At 71.3% G+C, this 23,033-nt stretch carries 10 protein-coding genes; 7 read left to right on the top strand and 3 right to left on the bottom strand.

What is annotated here, in order from left to right:
* Nucleotides 1-98: 98 nt before the first annotated feature.
* Nucleotides 99-1,250 (bottom strand): acyltransferase, encoded by a 1,152-nt coding sequence (locus BX283_RS18395; protein ID WP_101388666.1) that lies wholly within the window; start codon nucleotides 1,248-1,250, stop codon nucleotides 99-101.
* Nucleotides 1,251-1,509: 259 nt separating this feature from the next.
* Here BX283_RS18395 and mfd point away from each other — a divergent pair, with 259 nt between their 5' ends.
* Nucleotides 1,510-5,043, top strand: a complete 3,534-nt coding sequence (gene mfd / locus BX283_RS18390; protein ID WP_101388665.1) for a transcription-repair coupling factor — start codon at nucleotides 1,510-1,512, stop codon at nucleotides 5,041-5,043.
* A gap of 103 nt (nucleotides 5,044-5,146) precedes the next feature.
* Here the strand turns inward: mfd and BX283_RS18385 are convergent, their stop codons facing one another.
* Nucleotides 5,147-5,425 carry an antitoxin gene (locus BX283_RS18385; protein ID WP_101388664.1) on the bottom strand — a complete coding sequence of 93 codons (279 nt, stop codon included), beginning with the start codon at nucleotides 5,423-5,425 and terminating at the stop codon, nucleotides 5,147-5,149.
* A gap of 251 nt (nucleotides 5,426-5,676) precedes the next feature.
* Here BX283_RS18385 and BX283_RS18380 point away from each other — a divergent pair, with 251 nt between their 5' ends.
* Nucleotides 5,677-6,357, top strand: a complete 681-nt coding sequence (locus tag BX283_RS18380; RefSeq protein WP_101388663.1) for an HNH endonuclease family protein — start codon at nucleotides 5,677-5,679, stop codon at nucleotides 6,355-6,357.
* A gap of 91 nt (nucleotides 6,358-6,448) precedes the next feature.
* Here the strand turns inward: BX283_RS18380 and BX283_RS18375 are convergent, their stop codons facing one another.
* The gene (locus BX283_RS18375; protein ID WP_101388662.1) at nucleotides 6,449-7,174 is read right to left on the bottom strand and encodes a hypothetical protein; all 726 of its coding nucleotides are present in this window, start codon (nucleotides 7,172-7,174) and stop codon (nucleotides 6,449-6,451) included.
* Between the two features lie 177 nt (nucleotides 7,175-7,351).
* On the opposite strand from BX283_RS18375, the gene BX283_RS18370 reads away from it, so the two are divergent.
* The 5 genes from BX283_RS18370 to BX283_RS18350 all read left to right on the top strand — a co-directional run bounded on the left by BX283_RS18370 (nucleotide 7,352) and on the right by BX283_RS18350 (nucleotide 22,951).
* The gene (locus tag BX283_RS18370) at nucleotides 7,352-9,403 is read left to right on the top strand and encodes an N-6 DNA methylase (RefSeq protein ID WP_180357187.1); all 2,052 of its coding nucleotides are present in this window, start codon (nucleotides 7,352-7,354) and stop codon (nucleotides 9,401-9,403) included.
* A 109-nt stretch (nucleotides 9,404-9,512) separates the two neighbouring features.
* Entirely contained in the window at nucleotides 9,513-9,926 is a 414-nt protein-coding gene (locus BX283_RS18365) for a hypothetical protein (protein ID WP_101388661.1), read from the top strand.
* A complete protein-coding gene (locus BX283_RS18360) occupies nucleotides 9,923-11,368 on the top strand; it encodes a serine/threonine-protein kinase (protein WP_101388660.1) in 1,446 nt (481 codons plus the stop codon). The genes BX283_RS18365 and BX283_RS18360 overlap by 4 nt, the downstream gene beginning before the upstream one ends.
* A 293-nt stretch (nucleotides 11,369-11,661) precedes the next feature.
* Complete coding sequence (locus BX283_RS18355; RefSeq protein WP_101388659.1) at nucleotides 11,662-22,476, top strand: LamG-like jellyroll fold domain-containing protein; 10,815 nt, start codon at nucleotides 11,662-11,664, stop codon at nucleotides 22,474-22,476.
* A complete protein-coding gene (locus BX283_RS18350; RefSeq protein ID WP_101388658.1) occupies nucleotides 22,466-22,951 on the top strand; it encodes an SUKH-3 domain-containing protein in 486 nt (161 codons plus the stop codon). The genes BX283_RS18355 and BX283_RS18350 overlap by 11 nt, the downstream gene beginning before the upstream one ends.
* The last annotated feature ends 82 nt before the right edge of the window (nucleotides 22,952-23,033 follow it).

Raw genomic sequence — 23,033 nt, 5'->3', positions numbered from 1 at the left:
GACAGGTCTCACGGGATGTACGCCTGGCGGCGGCCTCTCGGTTGACAGGCCGCCGCACATATTTTCGGACCGCTCCCGGTTCGGGGAGACCGGGGGCCTCAGAGCTTCTGCAGGCCCTGCTTCAGCCGCTTGCCGAGGGGGCGCTCCACGTACCGGTGCACCAGCCAGGCCACCGCCATCATCAGCACGATCACGCCGCTGACCAGCGGGACGGGCTTCACCTGGGGGGAGAGCGCGCCGATGATCTCCCAGCCGATGTACTCGTGCAGCAGATAGAGCGGATACGTCAGGGCGCCCGCGTACGGCAGCCAGCGCCACTGGATCCAGGACAGCTTCCCGGTCGCCACCAGGCCCATCACCGCGAAGCAGGCCGCCATGATCACGACGACCGGCCAGTACGGCACCGGGTGGGTCAGGCGCTCCCGGGCGTGCTCCCAGGTGCGGTGGACGCCGGGCAGCGAGGCGGCCAGGCAGAACAGGACGATGCCGGTCAGCATCAGGCTCGGCCGGAACCGGTACATCAGATAGAACGCCACGCCCGCGATGAAGCACCAGCTGTTGTCCGGCATCACGATCATCCGGAGCGTGCTGTCGTCCGACTGGTAGACGAGCGCGCTGGCCACGGCCCAGGCGCAGCAGAAGAAGAGGACACGGCGGTAGGTCAGCCCCCGCCAGGCCACCACTGCGAACAGCAAATAGAACCGCAGTTCGGCAAAGAGGGTCCAGTAGACGCTGTCGACGCTCTCGACGCCCATCGGCTCCTGGAACATCGTGAGATTGGTCAGCACGTCGGCGACCGGGTGCGCGCTCAGCCCGCCCGGGACGGCCGCCACGACCACCGTGGTGGCGATGACCGCGAACCAGTACGCGGGGTAGAGCCGCACCACGCGCGAGACGAAGAACGACTGGAGCGGTTTGCCCCAGCTGCTCATGCAGATCACGAAGCCACTGATGAGGAAGAAGAGCTGCACACCGAGCCAGCCGTAGGCGGCGACCGGATAAGTGGCCGGAAATCTCGCCCGGGAGTCGGTTCCCGGCCATCGTCCGGTGAGTGCCATGTAGTGGAACATGACGACCGTCAGGGCCGCGAGGAGGCGCAGTCCGTCGAGTGCGTAGATGCGGCTCGGGCGGCTCCCCTCGGTGGCGGAGCCGGTCCGCTGCGGGACGCCGGTGCTGATGAGCACCGGCTCGGGCTGAAGGAGCGCTGTCCGGGCCTGGTCGGGCATGTCGAGCGGGTTCCCCTCGGGCACAGATGTCAATGCATGGTCTCCGCGACGCCGCCGTCCTGCCAGGCGTTCGGCACGTCCGCCGGAGCCTATGGGGTTCCACAAGATTTGCAAAGGCTCACCCTTTGCTCAGGAATACCGCCGAAGGGGTGATCCTGCCCACGTGCGCCCCCTGGCTTGCTTCCCGCGCGGCTGTCACACCCACGCCGTACGCTGGGAACCCCCGGCCCGTGTGACGTGTCGGGCGGTTCGCGTTGCCCTCTCCCCGGGATGGAAGCCCTTCATGAGCCTGCACGGTCTGCTGGACGCGGTGGTACGAGACCCGGCGCTCGCCGAAGCGGTGAAGGCCGCCACCGACGGACACCGGATGCACGTCGACCTGGTCGGCCCGCCCGCCGCGCGGCCCTTCGCGGTGGCCGCGCTGGCCCGCGAGACCGGGCGCCCGGTGCTCGCGGTGACCGCGACCGGGCGCGAGGCGGAGGACCTGGCGGCGGCGCTGCGCTCGCTGCTGCCCCCCGACGAGGTGGCGGAGTACCCGTCCTGGGAGACGCTGCCGCACGAGCGCCTCTCGCCCCGCAGCGACACGGTGGGCCGCCGGCTCGCCGTGCTGCGCCGCCTGGCGCACCCCCGGGACGACGACCCGGCGGCGGGCCCGGTCAGCGTGGTGGTCGCCCCGATCCGCTCGGTGCTCCAGCCCCAGGTCAAGGGGCTCGGGGACCTGGAGCCGGTGGCGCTGCGCAGCGGGCAGTCGGCGGATCTGAACGAGATCGTGGAGGGCCTGGCGGCCGCCGCGTACTCCCGGGTCGAACTGGTCGAGAAGCGCGGCGAGTTCGCGGTCCGCGGCGGCATCCTGGACGTCTTCCCGCCGACCGAGGAGCACCCGCTCCGGGTCGAGTTCTGGGGCGACGACGTCGAGGAGATCCGGTACTTCAAGATCGCGGACCAGCGCTCGCTGGAGGTCGCCGAGCACGGTCTGTGGGCGCCGCCCTGCCGCGAGCTGCTGCTCACCGACGAGGTGCGCCGCCGCGCCGCCGCCCTGGCCGAGGCGCACCCGGAGCTGGGCGAGCTGCTCGGCAAGATCGCGGAGGGCATCGCGGTCGAGGGCATGGAGTCGCTGGCGCCGGTGCTGGTCGACGAGATGGAGCTGCTGCTCGACGTGCTGCCCGAGGGCGCGATGGCCCTGGTCTGCGACCCGGAGCGGGTGCGTACCCGGGCGACCGACCTGGTGGCGACCAGCCAGGAGTTCCTCCAGGCCTCCTGGGCGGCGACGGCCGGCGGCGGCGACGCCCCGATCGACGTCGGCGCGGCCTCGCTGTGGGGCATCGCGGACGTCCGCGACCGGGCCCGCGAGCTCGGCATGATGTGGTGGTCCGTCTCGCCGTTCGCGGCCGACGACGCCGATCTGGACGACGAAACCCTCAAGCTCGGCATGCACGCGCCGGAGACCTACCGGGGCGACACCCAGCGGGCCCTCGCGGACACCAAGCAGTGGCTCGCGGACGGCTGGCGCGCGGTCTATGTGACGGAGGCCCACGGCCCGGCGTCCCGCACCGTGGAGGTCCTCGGCGGCGAGGGCATCGCCGCCCGCCTCGACGCCGAGCTGGCCGACATCGGCCCCTCGGTGGTCCATGTCGCCTGCGGCGCCCTCGACCACGGGTTCGTCGACCCGGGCCTGCGGCTCGCGGTGCTCACCGAGACCGATCTGACCGGGCAGCGCACGGTCAGCAAGGACATGGGCCGGATGCCGGCCCGCCGCCGCAAGACCATCGACCCGCTCACCCTCCAGGTCGGCGACTACATCGTGCACGAGCAGCACGGCGTCGGCCGCTATCTGGAGATGGTCCAGCGGACCGTCCAGGGCGCCACTCGCGAGTACCTGCTCGTGGAGTACGCGCCCGCCAAGCGCGGCCAGCCCGGCGACCGGCTCTACATCCCCACCGACCAGCTGGAGCAGGTCACCAAGTACGTCGGCGGCGAGGCCCCGACCCTGCACCGGCTCGGCGGCGCCGACTGGACCAAGACCAAGCAGAAGGCCAAGAAGGCGGTCAAGGAGATCGCGGCCGACCTGATCAAGCTGTACTCGGCGCGGATGGCCGCCCCCGGCCACGCCTTCGGCCCGGACACCCCCTGGCAGCGCGAACTGGAGGACGCGTTCCCGTACGCGGAGACGCCCGACCAGCTCTCCACCATCGCCGAGGTCAAGGAGGACATGGAGAAGACGGTCCCGATGGACCGGCTGGTCTGCGGCGACGTCGGCTACGGCAAGACGGAGATCGCGGTCCGCGCCGCCTTCAAGGCCGTCCAGGACGGCAAGCAGGTAGCGGTCCTGGTGCCCACCACGCTCCTGGTCCAGCAGCACTTCGGCACGTTCACCGAGCGGTACGGACAGTTCCCGGTGAACGTGAAGGCGCTGAGCCGCTTCCAGACCGACACCGAGGCGAAGGCGACCCTGGAGGGCCTCAAGGACGGCGCCGTCGACATCGTCATCGGCACCCACCGCCTCTTCTCCTCCGAGACCAAGTTCAAGGACCTCGGGCTCGTCATCGTCGACGAGGAGCAGCGTTTCGGCGTCGAGCACAAGGAGCAGCTGAAGAAGCTCCGCGCCAACGTCGACGTGCTGACCATGTCCGCCACCCCCATTCCCCGTACGTTGGAGATGGCGGTCACCGGCATCCGCGAGATGTCGACGATCACCACCCCGCCGGAGGAGCGCCACCCGGTGCTCACCTTCGTCGGGCCGTACGAGGAGAAGCAGATCGGCGCCGCGATCCGGCGCGAACTGCTGCGCGAAGGCCAGGTCTTCTACATCCACAACCGGGTCGAGTCCATCGACCGGGCGGCCGCCCGGCTGCGCGAGATCGTCCCCGAGGCGCGGATCGCCACCGCCCACGGCCAGATGGGCGAGAGCCAGCTGGAGCAGGTCGTCGTCGACTTCTGGGAGAAGAAGTTCGACGTGCTCGTCTCGACCACGATCGTCGAGTCCGGCATCGACATCTCCAACGCCAACACGCTGATCGTCGAGCGCGGCGACAACTTCGGCCTCTCCCAGCTCCACCAGCTGCGCGGCCGCGTCGGCCGCGGCCGCGAGCGCGGCTACGCGTACTTCCTCTACCCGCCGGAGAAGCCGCTCACCGAGACCGCCCACGAGCGCCTGGCGACCATCGCCCAGCACACGGAGATGGGCGCGGGCATGTACGTGGCGATGAAGGACCTGGAGATCCGCGGCGCGGGCAACCTGCTCGGCGGCGAGCAGTCCGGCCATATCGCGGGCGTCGGCTTCGACCTGTACATCCGGATGGTCGGCGAGGCCGTGGCCGACTACCGGGCGGCCGTGGAGGGCGGGGTGGAGGAGGAGCCGCCGCTGGAGGTCAAGATCGAGCTGCCGGTCGACGCGCATGTCCCGCACGACTACGCGCCGGGCGAGCGGCTGCGCCTCCAGGCCTACCGGGCGATCGCCTCGGCCAACTCCGAGGAGGACATCAGGGCGGTCCGAGAGGAGCTCACCGACCGGTACGGCAAGCTGCCCGAGCCGGTCGAGAACCTGCTGCTGGTGGCCGGGCTGCGGATGCTGGCGCGGGCCTGCGGCGTCGGCGAGATCGTGCTCCAGGGCGCCAACATCCGGTTCGCGCCGGTGGAGCTGCGCGAGTCCCAGGAGCTGCGCCTGAAGCGGCTCTACCCGCGTACGGTCATCAAGGCGCCCACGCACCAGATCCTGGTGCCGCGCCCGACGACGGGCAAGATCGGCGGCAAGCCGGTGGTGGGCCGCGAACTGCTGGCGTGGACGGGCGAGTTCCTCACCACGATCCTGGGGTCCTGAGCCGCTGAGGGAAAACCCCTGACGGAACCTGACAGAAGAGGACGGGTGGGCAGCGCCCACCCGTCCTCCCACCGGCCTGCGGCCTGGCGGCCCGCCGGGAAGCTCAGGCCGGGGGCTGCTGCTGCTCGGGCTGTTCCGAGGGCTGCTCGGAGGTCTGCTGCTCCGAAGCCTGCTGCTCGACGGGCCGCTGCCCGGCGGGCTCCTGCGCGGACGCGTCGATGCCGAGCGCCTCCCTCGCCTTGTCCTTCGCCTTGTCCTGCGCCTGGTCGACCTGATCGGCGAACCGGCCGCCGGTCCTCTCGTCGACCTCGTCGCCGGCGGACTCGACGAGGTCGTCCGCCTTGTTGTGCGCCTGGTCCTTGAAACGGTCGAGGATCCCCATCCGGGCTCTCCTTCGTCGGGGGAGGCAGGGACGGTCACGACGCTACGCGCCGCCGCCCCGCCGCGGGCGGGCCGCCGCCGGTGGAGTGGGGCACGGCCGGGTGCGGCCCCCGCGCCGCCGTACGCGGGCGCCCGGCCCGGCCGCGGGTTTCCGCCTTCGAGCCCCTATGGCCGCCGGGTGGCCGGGTAGAAGTCCCTCGGTCCATAGGATCGCGGGGTTCCGCCAACTTCCTTCGAGGACGGCCCGTTGTGATGCGTACGTACCGAATCGCCCTTCCCGCCGCCGCGCTCGCGGCCGCGCTCGCCCTCACCGGATGCTCCGACAGCAAGACCGACGCCAAGAAGGCGAAGCCCGGCGCGCCCGCCGCGCAGGGCAGTGCCCTCGCCGCCGTCGACTCCCTCACGGTGAAGGGCCGGGCGCCCAAGACCGGCTACTCGCGCGACCAGTTCGGCAAGGGCTGGACCGACACCGACGCCAACGGCTGCGCCACCCGGGAGGACATCCTCAAACGGGATCTCACGGACGTGAAGTTCAAGGACAAGTGCGACATCGCGTCCGGCACGCTGAACAAGGACGTCTACACGGGCCAGACCATCAAGTTCGTCCGGGGCAGCAGCAAGGTCGACATCGACCATGTGGTGGCCCTCTCGGACGCCTGGCAGAAGGGCGCCCAGCAGTGGGACAAGAAGAAGCGGGTTGCCTTCGCCAATGACCCGCTGAACCTGCTGGCCGTGGACGCGAGCGCCAACCGCCGCAAGAGCGACGGCGACGCGGCGACCTGGCTGCCGACGTTCGCGGCGGGCCGCTGCACGTATGTGGCGGACCAGGTGGCCGTCAAGAAGAAGTACCAGGTGTGGGTGACGGACGCCGAGAAGGAGGCGATGAAGAAGGTCCTCACCGAGTGTCCGCAGCAGAAGCTGCCCACGGGCTGAGGCCCGGCGCCCTTCTCGGCCACGGGCCGAGGCCCGGCGCCCCTTCGGCCCTGGGGTGAGGTCCGGCCGCTCCTCGTGGCACGGCTGACGCTCAGCCCGTCTTCACCCAGTCCTGGCAGCCGCTGCTCTTGAAGTACGCGTCGCCCGCGCCGATCCTCACGATCGCCGTGCCCGTCACGTTCTCGTTGGCGGCGATGGCCTCGGTGCTGTGCGAGGCGTCCTTGGCGCGCTCCCAGTAGCACTGGTCGTCCTTGTTGCCCGTCGACTTGTACGTGCCGGGCGCGATGTCGGTGCCCACCTTGAACATGCCCCCGTTGCCCTTGAGCGTGGTCTTCGGGGCGCTCTTGGCCGCGGCCTTGGGGTCGACGAGGTGCCAGTCCTGGCAGTCGCTGCTCTTGAAGATCTTGTCGCTCGCCAGCACCGTGACGTAACTGGCGCCCGTCACATTGTCGTTGGCGAGGATCGCGTCGGTGCTGCCCGAGGCGTCCTTGGCGCGCTCCCAGTAGCAGCCGTCCTTGTTCCCGCTGCTCACATACGTACCGGGCTTGATGTCCGAGCCGACCTGGAAGCTGCCGTCGCCGAGGCCCTTCTCCTTCTTCGCCTCGGGCTGCTGCGAATTCTTGGCCCCGGGCTGCTGCGAACCGCCGGTCTTCTGCGCCTTCTCGGGCGCGCCCTGGGCGGCCGCGCCCGTCGGGGAGGTGTCGTCCGAGCCGCCGCCCGCGCCGACCGCGCCACCGATGGCGATCACCGCGACGACCGCGCCGACGCCCGTGAAGACCTTGTGGCGGGCGAACCAGTTGCGCTTCCGCTGAGACATGGCTGTGCCTTTCCAACGGGCCTTGAGGGCCGTGTGAACCGATGGGTCAATCACAACAGAGACTGTGAACCGAGTCAACGTGATTCACAGGAATGGATCGGTTCACGCTCGTGTATGGAGTGCTCAGGTGGTGATCGCTATGCTGGGAGGCACAACAAGACGAGGGGAGTCGGGCCCGTGCCGGACAACGCAGCAGAGGTGACCGCTGCCGGAATCGCCCGGCTCGCCGGGGTGGGCCGGGCGGCGGTCAGCAACTGGCGTCGCCGCCACGCCGACTTCCCCAAGCCCGTCGGCGGCACCGAGACCAGCCCCTCCTTCGCCCTCCCCGAGGTCGAGCAGTGGCTGCGCGACCAGGGAAAACTCGCCGAAGTGCCGCTGCGCGAGCGCGTCTGGCAGCAGCTGTCCGGCCACCCCGAGGGAGCTGTGACGGGCCTGGTCCACGCGGGCCGCGCGCTCCTTCTCGTACGGGACGACCCGGACCAGTGGCGCCGCCTGGCCGCGCTCTCCGACAGCGCGATGGCCCAGCGGCTGGCGAAAGTGCTGGACGAGTCGGTTCACAGCGGCCCTGTGAACACCCCCGCCCCGGTCCCGGCCGACTTCGCCGCGTCCGTGCCGCTGCTGCGCGGGGTCGGGGAGCTCGCCGCCGAGCTCGGCGCCCGGCAGACCTTCGAGTTCCTGCTCGGCCGCCACCTCGACGCCAACCCGCGCCAGTACACGCTGACCCCGCCCGGACCCGCCGAGCTGATGGCCGCGCTGGCGCTGGGCCCGCAGGCCGCCTCGGTGCTCGACCCTGCCTGCGGCACCGGCACGCTGCTGCGCGCGGTCCCGCACGCGGAGGCGGTGTACGGGCAGGACGCCGACCCGGAGCTCGCCGCGCTGGCGGGGCTGCGGCTCGCCCTGCACGGCCCGGCCGAGGTGCGCACCGCCGCCGCCGACTCGCTGCGCGCCGACGCCTTCCCCGGCCTCGCCGTGGACGCGGTGCTCTGCCACCCGCCGTTCAACGAGCGCAACTGGGGCCACGACGAGCTCGCGTACGACCCGCGCTGGGAGTACGGCCTGCCCGCCCGCACCGAGTCCGAACTGGCCTGGGTGCAGCACGCGCTGGCCCGGCTGCGCGAGGGCGGCACCGCCGTCCTGCTGATGCCCCCGGCCGCCGCCTCCCGCCGCTCCGGGCGCCGCATCCGCGCCGGGCTGCTGCGCCGGGGCGCCCTGCGTGCGGTGATCGCGCTGCCCGCCGGAGCGGCCCCGCCGTACGGCATCCCGCTTCAGCTGTGGGTGCTGCGCAGGCCCGGCGCGGGCAGCCACCCCGCGCCCGAGCTGCTGCTCGTCGACGCGGCCGGGCTGCCCGGCGGCGACGGCGGCGGCCGCGACAAGCTGCCCTGGCAGGCCGTGCAGAGCGCGGTCCTGGAGGCCTGGGCGCCGTTCGACCGGGACGGCACCGCCGAGGAGCGGCCCGGTGTCAGCCGCGCGGTCCCGGTCATCGAACTCCTCGACGACGACGTGGACCTGGCCCCCGCCCGGCATCTGCCGCCCCCGGCCGCGGCGGGCGGCGCGGACGCGCTCGAAGCCGTACGCGAGGAGCTCGGCGCGACGCTGCGGCGGACCGCCGAGCTCACCCCGCCGCCCGCCGGGCCCGCCCCGCACCCGGGCGCCCGGCTGCCGCTCACCACGGTCGGCGAACTCGCCCGCGCGGGCGCCCTGGTGCTGCGCTCCGGCGGCGCGGGCGCCTCGGCCCCCGGTGTGCCGGTGCTCACCGAGCAGGACGTGCTCAGCGGCACCGCCCCCTCCGGCGCCCTGCCCGACGGCCCCGCCGAGGAGCCGGTGCTGACCGAGGCGGGCGACGTGGTGGTGCCGGTGCTCGGCGGCGGCACGGTCGCGCGGGTGGTCGACGCCGCCACCGCCGGGGCCGCGCTCGGCCGCAACCTCCAGCTGCTGCGGCCGACGCCGGCCGCCCTCGACCCCTGGTTCCTCGCCGGGTTCCTGCGCGGCACCGCCAACAACCGCCAGGCCAGCAGCTATGCGACCACCGCGTCCCGGCTCGATGTGCGCAGGCTCCAGCTGCCCCGGCTGCCGCTGGCCGAACAGGCGCGGTACGGCGAGCGGTTCCGCGCGCTCGCCGCGTTCGAGGACGCGCTGCGGCTCGCGGGACGGCTCGGCGAGCAGCTGGTGCAGGGGCTGCACGACGGCCTCACGGACGGTGTCGTCCGGCCGGAGCAGACCGGGGGTTGATCCGGACCGCCAGGTTCCACCTGCGGACCCCTGACCTGGGTGGACCCTGACCGGGCGTCACCTCTACGCTCTGGCCAGCGATGTACGTACCGCCCTGTCAGGAGCCCAGATGCAGAGCCCCGCGAGCGTGAAGGTGATCACCGTTCGGGTGGTCTTCTCCGTGCTGGTGGTGCTCACCCTCGGCCTGCTGGCGTGGACGGCGATGCTGCGGCTCGCCATCATGCGCCGCACCCGGCGCGACTGGCTGCTGTTCTGGGGCCAGTTGACGGTCAACATCGGCTGTCTGGCGATGCTGCACACCCACTTCAAGGACACCTGGGTCTCGAACCTGGGCATGGCGATCCTGCTGGTGCAGGCCCTCGTCGTGGTCGTCTACTACCTGGTCGTCGACATCCACTTCCACCAGCGGCGCGTCCCGGCGCCGCCGCCGTACCCCCCGGCGCCGCCGTCCCCGCGCATCCACCAGGTCCGCGCCGAGCTCGACGAGCTGAGCTCCCTGCTGCGCCAGGAGGAGGGCAGATGAGCGCCGGGCGCGTGGTCGGCGGGCGGTACGAGCTGGCGGCGCTGCTCGGCCAGGGCGGCATGGGCCAGGTCTGGACGGCGTACGACCAGCGGCTGGACCGGCGGGTCGCGGTGAAGCTGCTCCGCCCCGACCTGGTGGCGGGCGCGAGCGCCGCCGACGAGACCCGGCGCCGGTTCGTGCGCGAGTGCCGGGTGACCGCGCAGGTCGACCACCCGGGCCTGGTCACCGTGCACGACGCGGGCAGCGACGGCGATGACCTCTACCTCGTCATGCAGCACGTGGAGGGCGCCGACCTCGCCGACCACCTCGCCGAGCACGAGCCCTACCCCTGGCCGTGGGCGGTGGCGGTGGCGGCCCAGCTGTGCGCGGCCCTCTCCGCCGTGCACGCGGTGCCGATCGTCCACCGCGACCTCAAGCCGCGCAATGTGATGGTGCGGCCCGACGGCACGGTCACCGTCCTCGACCTCGGGGTCGCGTCCGTCCTCGACCACGACACCACGCGTCTGACCCGCACCGGCTCGCCGATCGGCTCCCCGGCGTACATGGCGCCCGAGCAGGCGATGGGCGGCGCGGTCGGCCCGTCCACGGATCTGTACGCGCTCGGCGTGCTGCTCCACGAACTGCTCAGCGGAAACGTTCCCTTCGCCGGGTCCACCGCGCTCGGCGTGCTCCACCGCCACCTCTACGAGCCGCCGCTGCCGGTCCGCCAGGTGCGGCCGGAGGTGCCCGAGGCCCTGGAGGCGCTGGTGCTGCGGCTGCTCGCCAAGGACCCGGCGCACCGGCCCGGCTCCGCGCAGGAGGTGTACGAGGCGCTGGCCCCGCTGCTTCCGGTGCGCGGCACCCCGGTGGGCCACCCGCTCGACCCGACGCGCCCGTTCCTGCGCCCGCACGCCCCCTGGCCGGACCGCGCGGCCACCCCGCCGCCGGTCCACGCCCAGCCCCCGGCCCCGCAGTGGGCGCCGGACCCGGGCAGCGCCCCCGCCCCCGCCCAGCCCGATGTCGCGGGCGCCGTCGACGAGGCCAAGCGGCTGCTCGGGGAGGGGCGGATCACCCAGGCCGTGGACATCCTCGGCGCGATCCTGCCCGCCGCCGCCGAGCGGCACGGCGAGGGCTCCCCGGTCGTACGGATCCTGCGCAAGCAGTACGCGGCGACGCTGATGGACGACGGCCAGTACCGCCGGGCGCTGCCCGAGCTGCGCCGGCTCGCCGAGGAGCGGGCCGCCGAGGCTGGCCCGGCCGACCCGCAGGCCCTCGCGTTCCGCCACGACGCCGCGCTCTGCCTGGAACAGCTCGGCGACGGCCCCGCCGCGCTGGCCGAGTACCGCGCGGTCCTGCCGTACTTCGAGAGCCCCTACGGCACCGGCGACCCGGCCCGCGCGGCCGAGATCCGCCGGCGGGTCGACCAGCTGCTGCGCCTCACGGCCATTGCGGGACGCTCTTGACCTGGGCGGCCCCACGTCACGGGGAGGCATCGCGCCGGACTTCTTCTGGCAAAAGTACGGGAAAGTCCTAAACGGACAGACGGAACAACCCCTTCCACATAAGCAATGGGTTGCCCAAGCGGCTGCCAAGAACAGGCCTGCTGACTGTCATTTAGGTGCTCTTTACGGACAAGATCGGCGCGTTTCTGTCTTTGGCCGAACTGTGCCCATCTTCAGGGAGTCGCCCCGTGCGCCCGCGCCCCTTCCGCCGTTCCATACGGCGGCCCTCGCTGTACCGCCGCCGTCACAGACGTGTGGCACTGCTGCTGCTCACCAGCATCGCGCTGATGCTGACCACCCAGCAGGCCGTGGCCGACGACGCCCATCTGGGCCGGATATCGCTGCCCGGCCTCAGCTCGATCACCGCCTGGTTCAAGGACCCGCACTGGGGCTCGCTGCCCAAGCAGCAGGGCGGCACCGCCGCCGGGCACGGCCACCACACCGGTGCCGCCGCCACCAAGGCGAACAAGGGCAAGGGGCACAAGCCGGGCAAGGGCCACGGCGAGCTCGACGCGTACCACCCGTACGCGAAGGCCACCAAGGGCGGCAAGAGCGGCTCGGCCCAGGGCTTCAACGCCAAGACGAGCCACCGCAATCCGGCCAAGTCATCCCGTACCGCGACAGTCTTCGACAACGCGGACGGCTCCATGACCCGGCAGCTCGCCATGACGCCGGTGAACTACAAGGACGAGCAGGGCACATGGCAGCCCATCGACGTCGACGTGAGAGCGGGGCCGGACAAGCGCTGGCACGAGTCCGCCAACTCCCTCGACGTGGACTTCGCCGCCAAGGCCGCCGACCCGGCGCTCGCCTCGTTCGCCACCGACGGCTCGCACGCCCTGAGCTACAGCCTCCAGGGCGCGGCCCCCGTCACCGGCACCGCGCACGGCTCCCGCGTCACCTACGCCAACGTGCTCCCCGGCACCGACCTGGAGCTCGCGCCCACCGCGACCGGGCTCAAGGAAGCGATCGTCCTGCACTCCGCGAAGGCCGGCAACAGCTGGACCTTCCCCCTCGACCTCAAGGGTCTGACCGCGAGCCAGGCGAAGGACGGCTCCATCGACCTGGCGGACGCCTCCGGCAAGACCGTCGAGCGCATCCCTTCCGCGTACGCCTACGACGCGAAGGTCGATCCGCGCTCCGGTGACCCGGCCACCACCCACTCCGTGACCTACCAGCTGGTCCGCCAGGGCGCCAAGACCGCGCTGAAGGTCACCCTGGACCCGCGCTGGCTGCACGACAGCGCGCGCGTCTTCCCGGTCACCGTCGACCCGACCGTCACCGACGGCTGGACCACCACCTACGCGGAGTCCGGCATCCCCGCCGGCGACCACTCGTCCGAGCAGACCGTCAAGGTCGGCTCCTACGACTCCGGCCCGCACTCGGCGGCCGCGTACGTCAACCACTGGTACAACACCTGGGACGGCACGCACGCCACGGTCACCTCGGCGACCCTGCACCTCTTCGACACCTGGGCCTCCACCTGCACCCCGGAGCGCTTCGACGTCGCGCTGGTCACCCAGGCCTGGAAGCCGAACACGGTGACGAGCTACCCCGGCCCGTCCTACGGCGCCTCCATCGGCAACGCGACCCCGAGCGTGCCCAAGGCCTGCGCCAACACCGGCGCCGACCGGACCGTGGGCGACTGGGTGGACGTGCCGCTGACCACCAGCGCGATCCAGGGCTGGTTCAACGGCACCACCGCCGACAACGGCCTCGCCGTCTACGCGGCCACCAACGACAACCTGCACTGGAAGCAGTTCGGCTCGTTCAACGACCCGGCGCTCGGCCCGTACATGTCGGTCACCTACACCGGCAACGCGGCCCCGCAGATCTACCAGCAGTACCCGAACAACAACGCCGTCGCGAACACCACCACGCCCGAGCTGACCGCCTGGGCCGGCGACGACGTCACCACCACCCCGCAGTACGTCTTCCAGGTGTACGACAACACCAACACCAAGGTCGCCGACTCGGGCCTGATCGCCAACGGCGACTGGACGGTCCCGGCGGGCAAGCTCAAGTGGGGCCAGACGTACTACTGGACGGTCCAGGGGTACGACGGCTCGCTCTACACCCCGGCCGCCGACTGGTACGCGCTGCAGATCCAGGTGCCCCAGCCGGTGATCACCTCGGGGCTCTCGCAGAACAGTGGCAACCACGGCTTCGACGCGTCCAGCGCCAACTACACCACCAGCGACACGGACGCCTCGATCTCCACCGTGGGCCCCAGCCTCGACGTGGAGCGCTTCTACAACTCCCGTGACCCGCGCTGGACCGGCTCGTTCGGCTCCGGCTGGTCCTCGATCCTCGACAGCCGCGCCACCGAGCAGTACAACGCGGCGGGCGCCGTCACCAGCGCGGTCGTCTCCTACCCGAACGGTTCGCAGGTCGGGTACGGCAAGAACGGCGACGGCAGCTTCTCGGCCGGCTCCGGCCGCTTCTCCACCTTCAAGTCGGTCACCGGCGGCTACTCGCTGACCGACAAGGACGACACCGTCTACACCTTCACCCAGGCGCTCGGCTCCGGCGGCTACGGCCTCACCTCGGTGACCGACGCCAACGGCCGCGCCCTGAACCTCACCTGGTCCGGCGGCCACGTCTCCAAGCTGACCTCGGCCGTCTCCGGGCGCGCCCTGAACGTCACCTGGTCCACGCCGTCCGGCGCCGCCGCCGCGCACGTGGCGACCGTCGTCACCGACCCGGTCGTCGCCGCCGACCAGTCGACCGCGCTGACCTGGACCTACGGCTACACCGGCGACCAGCTCGTCTCGGTCTGCCCGCCGTCGTCCACCACCGCCTGCACCAAGTACACCTACACCGCGGGCTCCCAGTACCAGAACGCCTCGCTGGACCTCGACCCGCGCGCCATGTGGCCGCTGTCGGACGCCTCGGGCACGGTCGCCAAGGACGCCGTCCTCGGCAACCAGAACACCCTCGACGCCACGTACAAGAACGTCACGCTCGGCCAGGCCGGGCCGCCGAACGGCGGCACCGCCGCGGGCTTCGACGGCACCTCCTCCGCCGTGGCGCTCCCCAACGACACCGGCAACAACACCGACTCGGGCGCCCTGTCGCTCTGGTTCAAGACCTCGGCCGGTCCCGGCGTCCTCTACTCGTACGCCTCGCAGCCCATCGACGCGGGCAACGCGGCCGGGTACTACACCCCGTCCATCTACGTCGGCAGCGACGGCAAGCTGAACGCCGAGTTCTGGTACAGCGGCGGCATCGCCCCGCTCACCACCTCCGCGGCGGTCACCGACGGCAAGTGGCACCACGTGGTGCTCTCCGCCGCGGGCAACTCGCAGACGCTGTTCCTGGACAACGCCAAGGTCGGCTCGCTCTCGGGCACCGTCTCCATCAAGAGCGGCACCGCGTTCGGCAAGAACCAGCCGTTCAACTACCTCGGCACCGGCTTCCTGGGCGGCAACTGGCCCGACCAGCCGCACCAGAGCAGCACCAGCAAGACCGGCTACGCCACCTACTTCAACGGCTCCATCGCGGGCGCCGCGTGGTACGACCGCCCGCTGGTCGCCGCCGACGTCAGCGCGCTCTACAACTACGGCACGCACGCTTCCAGCCTGCTGTCCTCGGTCACCCGCCCGTCCGGCAAGACGTACGCGGCGATGACCTACGACCCGGGCACGGCGGCGCTCACTCAGCTCACCGACGAGAACGGCGGCGTCTGGAAGCTCGGCGCCCCCACGGTCACCGGCTCCAGCCAGACCTACCGGGGAGCGGTCCTCGGCGGCGCGCCCGCCACGTACTTCCGCCTCGGTGAGGCGGCCGGCGCGACCACCGCGGTCGACGAGACGCGCGGCGGCACCGGCACGTACAACAGCGTGACGCTGGGGGCCACCGGGCCGTTCAGCGACCAGAAGGCGGCCGCCTTCAACGGGACCGGCTCCTGGGTGAAGGTGCCGGACGTCCAGACCGGCAGCACCTCCGCCTCCGCCGAGCTCTGGTTCAGCACCACGCGCGGCGGGGCGGTCCTGATGAACGCGCAGAGCGGGCCGATCGGGGGCACGGTCTCCTCGACCACCCCGCAGCTGTGGATCGGCACCGACAACAAGCTGTACGGCGGCTTCTACACCACCTCCGGCTCCGTCCAGATGGGCACCACCGGCACGGTGACCGACGGCAAGTGGCACCATGTGCTGCTCTCCGCCACGGGCAGCAGCCAGACGCTGTACCTGGACGGCACCCAGGCCGCCACCAGGACCGGCACGGCCGCGCTCACCACGGGCGGTCGCACCACCGACTACCTCGGCGCCGCCACCACCGGCTCCGGCTGGACCGGTCTGCCCTACCCGGCGACCGTGTACTTCAACGGCTCGCTCGCCGAGGCCGCCACCTACCGCACCGCGCTGACCGCGCAGGACGCGGCGGCGCACTTCCAGGCCGCGAAGAACTCCACGGGCCTGCTGCCGGTGTCGACCGTCAAGGTCACCTCACCGGCCAACGCCACGCTCACCTACCAGTACGACGTCAACCACAACAACCGGATGCTGACCGAGACCGACGGCCTCGGCAACACCACCAGCTTCGGCTACGACACCGGCGGCTTCGAGCACACCGTCACCGACCCCAACGGGGCGACGACGGTCACCGGCCACGACGTCCGCGGCAACACGGTCTCCACGACCAGCTGCCAGAACCAGGCCGCCAACGCCTGCTCCACGGAGTACTTCAGCTACTTCCCGGACGACACCACCGAGCAGCTCACCACCGCCGACCCGCGCAACGACCTGCTGCTCACCCGGCGCGACGGCCGCTCGGCCTCGGCGACGGACAACACGTATCTGACGTCCTTCGGCTACGACAGCGCGGGCAACCAGACCACCATCACCGGTCCGGCCGTGGCGGGCTTCCCGGGCGGGCGCACCACCACGACCGTCTTCAGCGACGGCACCGCCACCTACCCGGCGACCGGCGGCGGCAACGTCCCCAAGGGCCTGCCGGTGCGCACGGTCAGCCCGGGCGGCGCGGTCAACTCCGTCGCCTACTTCAAGAACGGCGACGTGGCCTCCACCACGGACGCCGGCGGTCTGGTCACCTCGTACGCCTATGACGGCGTCGGCCAGGTCCTGAGCAAGAAGGTCGTCTCCGACACCTACCCGGCCGGGCTCACCACGACGTACACGTACGACGCGGACGGCCAGGTCGTGCAGGAGAAGGACCCGCAGCTCACCGACCGGGTCACCGGCGCGGTGCACGCGGCGGTCTCCACCACCGTCTTCGACGTCGACGGCAACATCACCTCGCAGTCGGTCGCGGACGGCAGCGGCGGGGACTACACCCGCACCGAGACGCAGACCTATGACGCGTACGACCACGTCGCCACCAAGAAGGACGCCAACGCCAACGCGGGCGCGGCCAACGGCAACACGGTCACGTACACCTACGACAACCAGGGCAACAAGACCAAGGAGGTCTCCTCCTCGGGCACCGAAACCCGCTACACGTACGACGACAGCGGTCAGCTGCTGACCCAGGGCGTCATGTACAAGGGCGACCCGGTGAACCCGCAGTCCCCGACGCTGCTCACCGAGTCCTCGCGGGCCTACGACCCGGCGGGCCGGCTCGCGTCGGTCACCGACGCCATGGGCGCGACGACGTCGTACACCTACACCGACAACGGTCTGACCTCGACGGTCACCAAGAAGAGCGCCGACGGCACCAGCTCCAGCGTCCTTCAGTCCAACTCCTACGACGCCGCGGGCAACCTGCTCTCCAGCACCACCGACAACGGCGAGACCGTCACGACCCACACGGTCGACGCGGCCTCCCGCAACACCTCCACCACCCTCGACCCGGGCGGTGTGGCCCGGGTGACCAGCGTGTCGTACACGCCGGACGACGAGATCGCCACCGAGAACAGCCGCGACTCCTCGGGCTGGGACCGCACGGTCACCAACGCGTACGACGCGATGGGCAACAAGATCGCCGAGACGCTGTACGGGGACGCCGCCGGGCACCCGACCGGCTGGTGGAAGCTCGACCAGACCGCCGGCTCGACCGTCACCGACGCCTCCGGCTCCGGCAACACCGCCGCCGCCACCGGCGTGACCTGGAACGACTCCGCGGCCAACTTCGCGGGCAACGCGGGCCAGCAGATCGCCACCAACGGCCCGGTGCTGGACACCGCCGCCTCCTACACGGTCTCCGCGTGGGTGAACATGGCGTCGCTGCCGACCCACAACGCGACGGTCGTGGCCCAGGCGGGCACCACCAACAGCGCGTTCATGCTCCAGTACAACTACGCGCACACCAACGCGCCGCTGTGGTCCATGGAGCAGACCAGCTCGGACGCGGCGGGGCCCTCGTTCCCGGCCGCCTACTCCACGGCCAAGCCCGTCGCGGGCACCTGGACGCACGTCGTCGGCGTGTACAACGCCACCAACGGCGCCGTACAGGTCTACGTCAACGGCACGCTCTCCGGCAGCGCCACCAACACCGCGCCCTGGAGCGCGCACGGGCCGCTGATGATCGGCGGCGCCAAGTACGGCGGCAGCGTGGTCGACGCGCTGCCCGGCGGGGTCTCGAACGTGCAGGTCTACCAGCGCGCGTTCACCTCGACCGACGTCACCTCGCTGTACGGCAAGGGGCGCACCGGCGGCACCGCCGCCTCCTCGGCCGAGCAGAAGACCACGTACACGTACGACCAGCGCGGTCTGCGCACGTCCATGACGGACGCCAACCAGAACACCACCACCTATGCCTACGACGAGGCCGGGAACCTGGCGGTCGCCACCGCCCCGGCCGTCCAGGCGGAGACGGACGGCACCAACCCGCTGACCGTGCGCCCCGTCACCACCAGCGGCTTCAACACCTTCGGTGAGGCCGTCGAGGAGCAGGGCCCCAACGGCGACGTGACCACCACGGTCTACGACGCCAACGGCAACAAGGTCTCCGAGACCCTGCCGCAGTACACCCCGGCCGGCGGGACCGCCTCGGTCACCGCCCCGGCCCTGTGGACGTACGACAGCGAGGGCAACCAGACGTCGTCGACCACCCCGGGCGGGCGCACCACCAGCTACCTCTACGACCAGCTGGGCCGTGTCGCCCAGGTCACCAGGCCCGACGGCGCCACCCTGCACACCACGTACGACAACGCGGGCGACCCGCTCTCGGTGACCGACGGCACGGGTGCCACCACCCAGGCGACCTATGACTACCTGGGCCGCCAGCTCACCTCCACCACGCTGGAGCGGTTCCCGTCCACCCGGACGCTGACCAGCACCAACTCCTACGCGGTGACGGCGGGCAACCCGTACGGCACGCACATCTCGTCGTCGACGACGCCGGGCGGGGTCACCACCTCGTACGGCTACAACCGCGCGGGCGAGACCACGTCGGTCACGGACGGGGCGGGCAACACCACCCGGTTCACGTACGACTTCCAGGGCAACCAGCAGAAGACGATCCTGCCGGACAACACCTGGACGCAGACCGACTACAACGCGTCGGGCCAGCCGACGTACAACAAGCAGTACGACGCCTCGGACACCCTGCTCTCGCAGGCCTCCGTCACCTACGACGCGGTGGGCAACGCGGTCACCACGACCGACGCGCTCGGCCACACCACCCGCTTCACCTACGACGCGGCGGGCACGGTCACCCAGGAGATCCAGCCGGTCTCCGACACCTCGTCGATCACCACCTCGTTCGGCTACGACCAGGCGGGCCACCGCACCCGGTTCACCGACGGGCGGGGCAACTCCTGGCGCTACACCTTCACGCCGTGGGGCCAGCGGGAGAAGGCGATCGAGCCGTTCACCGCGCAGTACACCTCGGCGGCGGACTCCACCACCACCTACAGCTACGACGCCGACGGCCGGATGGTGAAGGCGGTCAAGCCGGGCGGTACGTCGACGTCCCTGACGTACGACTCGAACGACCAGGTCCTGACGATGGACGGGCAGGGCGCGGACGCCGCGACCGCCACCCGCTCCTTCAGCTACGACAAGTCGGGCCGGGTCCTGTCGGCCGACACCGCCGAGGCGGGCATCACGGGCAACGCCGACCACCAGTCGGCCACCCATGAGGCGTTCGGCTACGACGACCGCGGTGACCTGCTCAACGCGTCCGGCTCCGCCGGTTCGTCCAGCTTCACCTACAACGCCGACTCGTCGCCGCTGACCCGCACCGACGCGGCCGGCACGACGACGTACGGCTACGACACCGCGGGCCGGCTGTCCACCCTGGACGACGCGGCCACCGGCAACCGGCTGACGTACACCTACGGCAAGCTGAACGAGATCTCCCAGATCAAGTACGGCGCCACCGGCCAGACCCGCACCTTCGGCTACGACAGTGCCCACCGGCTGACCAGTGACACCCTGATGCAGGGCGCCACCGGCCTCGCCTCCGTCGGGTACGGCTACGACAAGAACGGCAACCTGACGTCGAAGACGACGACCGGGGTGCCGGGCGCGGCGAGCCACACCTACACCTACGACTACGCCAACCGGCTCGCCTCGTGGAACAACGGCTCCACGACGACCAGCTACGGCTACGACGCCTCCGGCAACCGCACCCGGGTCGGCGCGGACGTCTACACCTATGACGCCCGCGACCAGCTGACCTCGGACGGCAACCACACCTTCAGCTACTCGGCCCGGGGCACCATGACCCAGCAGGCCGGGTCGGACGGCACGGTGGCCTTCACCACCGACGCGTTCGGCGCCCAGATCACCGCGGGCACCCACGCGTACAACCTGGACGCGGCCGGGCGGAACATCACCGACACCGACACCGCGACCCAGGGCAGCCGCACCTTCCAGTACTCGGGCGCGAGCAACACCATCGCCTCCGACGGCAACTACACCTACACCTACGGCCCGTCGGGCTCGCTGGTCGGCGTCGGCAACGGCCCCTCCGGCAGCGCGCTGGCCCTCACCGACCAGCACGACGACGTGATCGGCACCTTCACCGCCGGCGCGACCGCGCTGTCGGGCTCGGCGAGCTACGACCCGCTGGGCAGGGGCATCGGCACCAACACCGTCCTCGGCCACCTCGGCTTCCAGTCCGGCTGGACCGAGCCCGGCTCGGGCGACGTGGGCACGGCCTCGCGCTGGTACAACCCGGCGACCGGCCAGTTCCGCAACAAGGACAGCATCTCGCTGAACCCGGTCCCGAACTCGGTGTCCGCGAACCCGTTCGCGTACGTCAACGACAACCCGCTCGCGGGCACGGACCAGTCCGGCAACTGCTCCTGGTACGACGTGGTGTGCGGCGCCAAGAAGGTGGCCCACAAGGCCGCGGCGGTCGTCCACCAGGTCGCGGCGCCGATCTACCACGCCGCCGTCCAGGTGGTGCACGAGGTCGTCCAGGTCGCCAAGCACGTGGCGAAGAAGGTCGTCCACCGGGTCCGTGACGTGTACCGCAAGACGGTCCGCGTGGTGCGCCGCGTCTACCACTACGCGGTGCGCAAGGTGAGGCGGGTCTACCACGCGGCGGTCCATGCCGTGCATACGGCGTACCACAAGGTCACCAAGACGGTGAAGCGCGTGGTCCACGCCGCGAAGAAGGTCGCCAAGGCGGCCGTGCACACCGTCGCCAAGGCGGCCCGCACGGCCTACCACGCCACCGTGAAGGCGGCGAAGACCACGGCCACGTTCGTGAAGCACCACGCGGCCGCGATCACCTCGTTCGTGGTCTCCACGGCGGTCTTCATGGGCTGTGAGGCGGTCACCGCGGGCGTCGGCTCCATCGGCTGCGCGGCGGTCGCCGGAGCGGTCGGCTCCCTGGTCACCCAGGGCTTCGCCTGCGCCCAGAAGGGCGGCGACGCGTGCAGCCTCGGCGCCTTCGCGGGCTCGGCGCTCGAAGGCGCGGCGTCCGGAGCACTGGGCGGCGTCCTCGGCAAGATCGGCGGCTCCCTGCTGGCGAAGGCGGCACCCAAGGCGATGAAGGCCGTGGGTGGTCTGTTCGGGAAGGGGGCGGCCGCGGAGGAGACTGCGGCGAAGGATGCGACGGAGGCGGCTGCTTCCCGTGGTCAGGCGGAAGGGGCCGGGTCGCGCAGCGAGTCCGGTGTCGGCTGCAAGGTCCGTCCGCCGCACAGCTTCACCGGCAACACCAAGGTGCTGATGGCCAACGGCACGAGCAAGGCCATCGACCAGGTCAAGGTCGGCGACACGGTCGCCAACTCGGCCCCCGGTGTCTCCGGCACCGAGGCGCACAAGGTCACGGACGTCATCGTCACGAAGACGGACCACGACTTCGTCGACGTCACGATCAAGGCCACCAAGCGCGGCGCGGCGGTCAAGAAGGCGGTCCGCAGGGCGGCGCTGGGCCTCGCGGCCTCGGCGGCGGTCCTGGGCGCGCTGACGGCGACCCCGCAGAAGGCGCAGGCGGCGGAGGTGACCGCCAAGGGCGACCACCTCACCACCACGTTCCACCACCCGTTCTACGACGCCACGCAGTCGGCGTTCGTGGAGGCGAAGGACCTCCACGAGGGCGACGTCCTCCAGACCCCGACCGGCACGGCCGAGGTCACGGGCGTCCGTCTGTACCACGCGAACACGGTCACGTACGACCTGACGGTCGACGGGCTCCACACGTATTACGTGGAGGCCGGGGACACGCCGGTACTGGTTCACAACTGTGGGATCGGGCACGACGAGGCCCGCGACATCATCGGCAAGGTGGCGGAGCCGCTCCGGACCTACCGCCTGAATGCACTCGCCGAAGCGGCCAAGAACGGAGTGAAGCCGCCCACGACCGTCTCGGTCGCCTTCGACCGGGCAGCGGCGGAGGGCTCCGAGATCACCGGACTCGGCTTCCGTGGCGAGGCAGCGACGATGGGTGGTAGGCATGGTCTCGACCCGGAGATCACGCAGCACATGCCGAAGACCAGCGTCGAGCCGTGGCACGATGTGGAGGGCTGCGCGGAGATCGGGGCCTGTGCGGGAGCGTTCGACAACTTCGCCTCGGCGAGGTCGAACCTGGCGTTCCTCACCGTGTACACCGAGACGGGCAAACCGCTGCCGTTCTGTGGAAACTGCGCGAGGACCTTCCACGACGCGGTGGATCTGGCGCACCACGTGAGGTTGGGCGATGTCTTCTGAGGAGCAGTACAGGGAAGCGGCTCGTGAGGTCCTGCGGGCTGCGGGATGGGTGCCGGGCCGTACGTCCGGTGCCACCGCGGAAGCCCGGCTGGTGGCCGACTACGGTCCGCCTCACCGGGCGGCCCGGGACTTTCTCGCCGAGTTCGGCGGATTGCGACTGATGTTCGCCAATCCTCGAATGAGTGAGGCGGATACGGACGTGGAGGTTGTCCCACCCCAGACCACCGGGTGGGTGGACGTCTGGAGCGGTGCGGCAGGCGAACCGCTGTACCCGGTGGGCCAGTTCGCCGGTGGCAACTGCGTCCTGCTGTCCGGCGAGAGCGGCGCCCTCTACGGGGCGTTCGACGCCGAGCTCGGCAGGCTGGGCGCCAACGCGCTCGAGGGGCTGGGTAGGCTCGTGCTCGATCCCCGCCCCCTGGAACCGCGGCTCCCGGTCCCGCCGGAGGTCCTGTTCCGCCGGGAGTTCCTTGAGTAGCGGCTAACGCACGTCCGCAGGAGTGAGAGGGGAGGAGGGCGCACGCCCTCCTCCCCTTCTTTCGTGATCAGTTTCTTTCGCG

Source organism: Streptomyces sp. TLI_146 (assembly GCF_002846415.1).
GTDB lineage: Bacteria > Actinomycetota > Actinomycetes > Streptomycetales > Streptomycetaceae > Streptomyces.
Note: the sequence above shows the minus strand (reverse complement) of the source record. Positions and strands in the feature narration are given on the sequence as shown.

Bases quoted from the DNA above. Each gene is read 5' to 3' on its own strand.
- mfd (WP_101388665.1), top strand. From the start codon at position 1,510: ATGAGCCTGCACGGTCTGCTGGACGCGGTGGTACGAGACCCGGCGCTC.
- BX283_RS18385 (WP_101388664.1), bottom strand. From the start codon at position 5,425: ATGGGGATCCTCGACCGTTTCAAGGACCAGGCGCACAACAAGGCGGAC.
- BX283_RS18380 (WP_101388663.1), top strand. From the start codon at position 5,677: ATGCGTACGTACCGAATCGCCCTTCCCGCCGCCGCGCTCGCGGCCGCG.
- BX283_RS18375 (WP_101388662.1), bottom strand. From the start codon at position 7,174: ATGTCTCAGCGGAAGCGCAACTGGTTCGCCCGCCACAAGGTCTTCACG.
- BX283_RS18365 (WP_101388661.1), top strand. From the start codon at position 9,513: ATGCAGAGCCCCGCGAGCGTGAAGGTGATCACCGTTCGGGTGGTCTTC.
- BX283_RS18360 (WP_101388660.1), top strand. From the start codon at position 9,923: ATGAGCGCCGGGCGCGTGGTCGGCGGGCGGTACGAGCTGGCGGCGCTG.
- BX283_RS18350 (WP_101388658.1), top strand. From the start codon at position 22,466: ATGTCTTCTGAGGAGCAGTACAGGGAAGCGGCTCGTGAGGTCCTGCGG.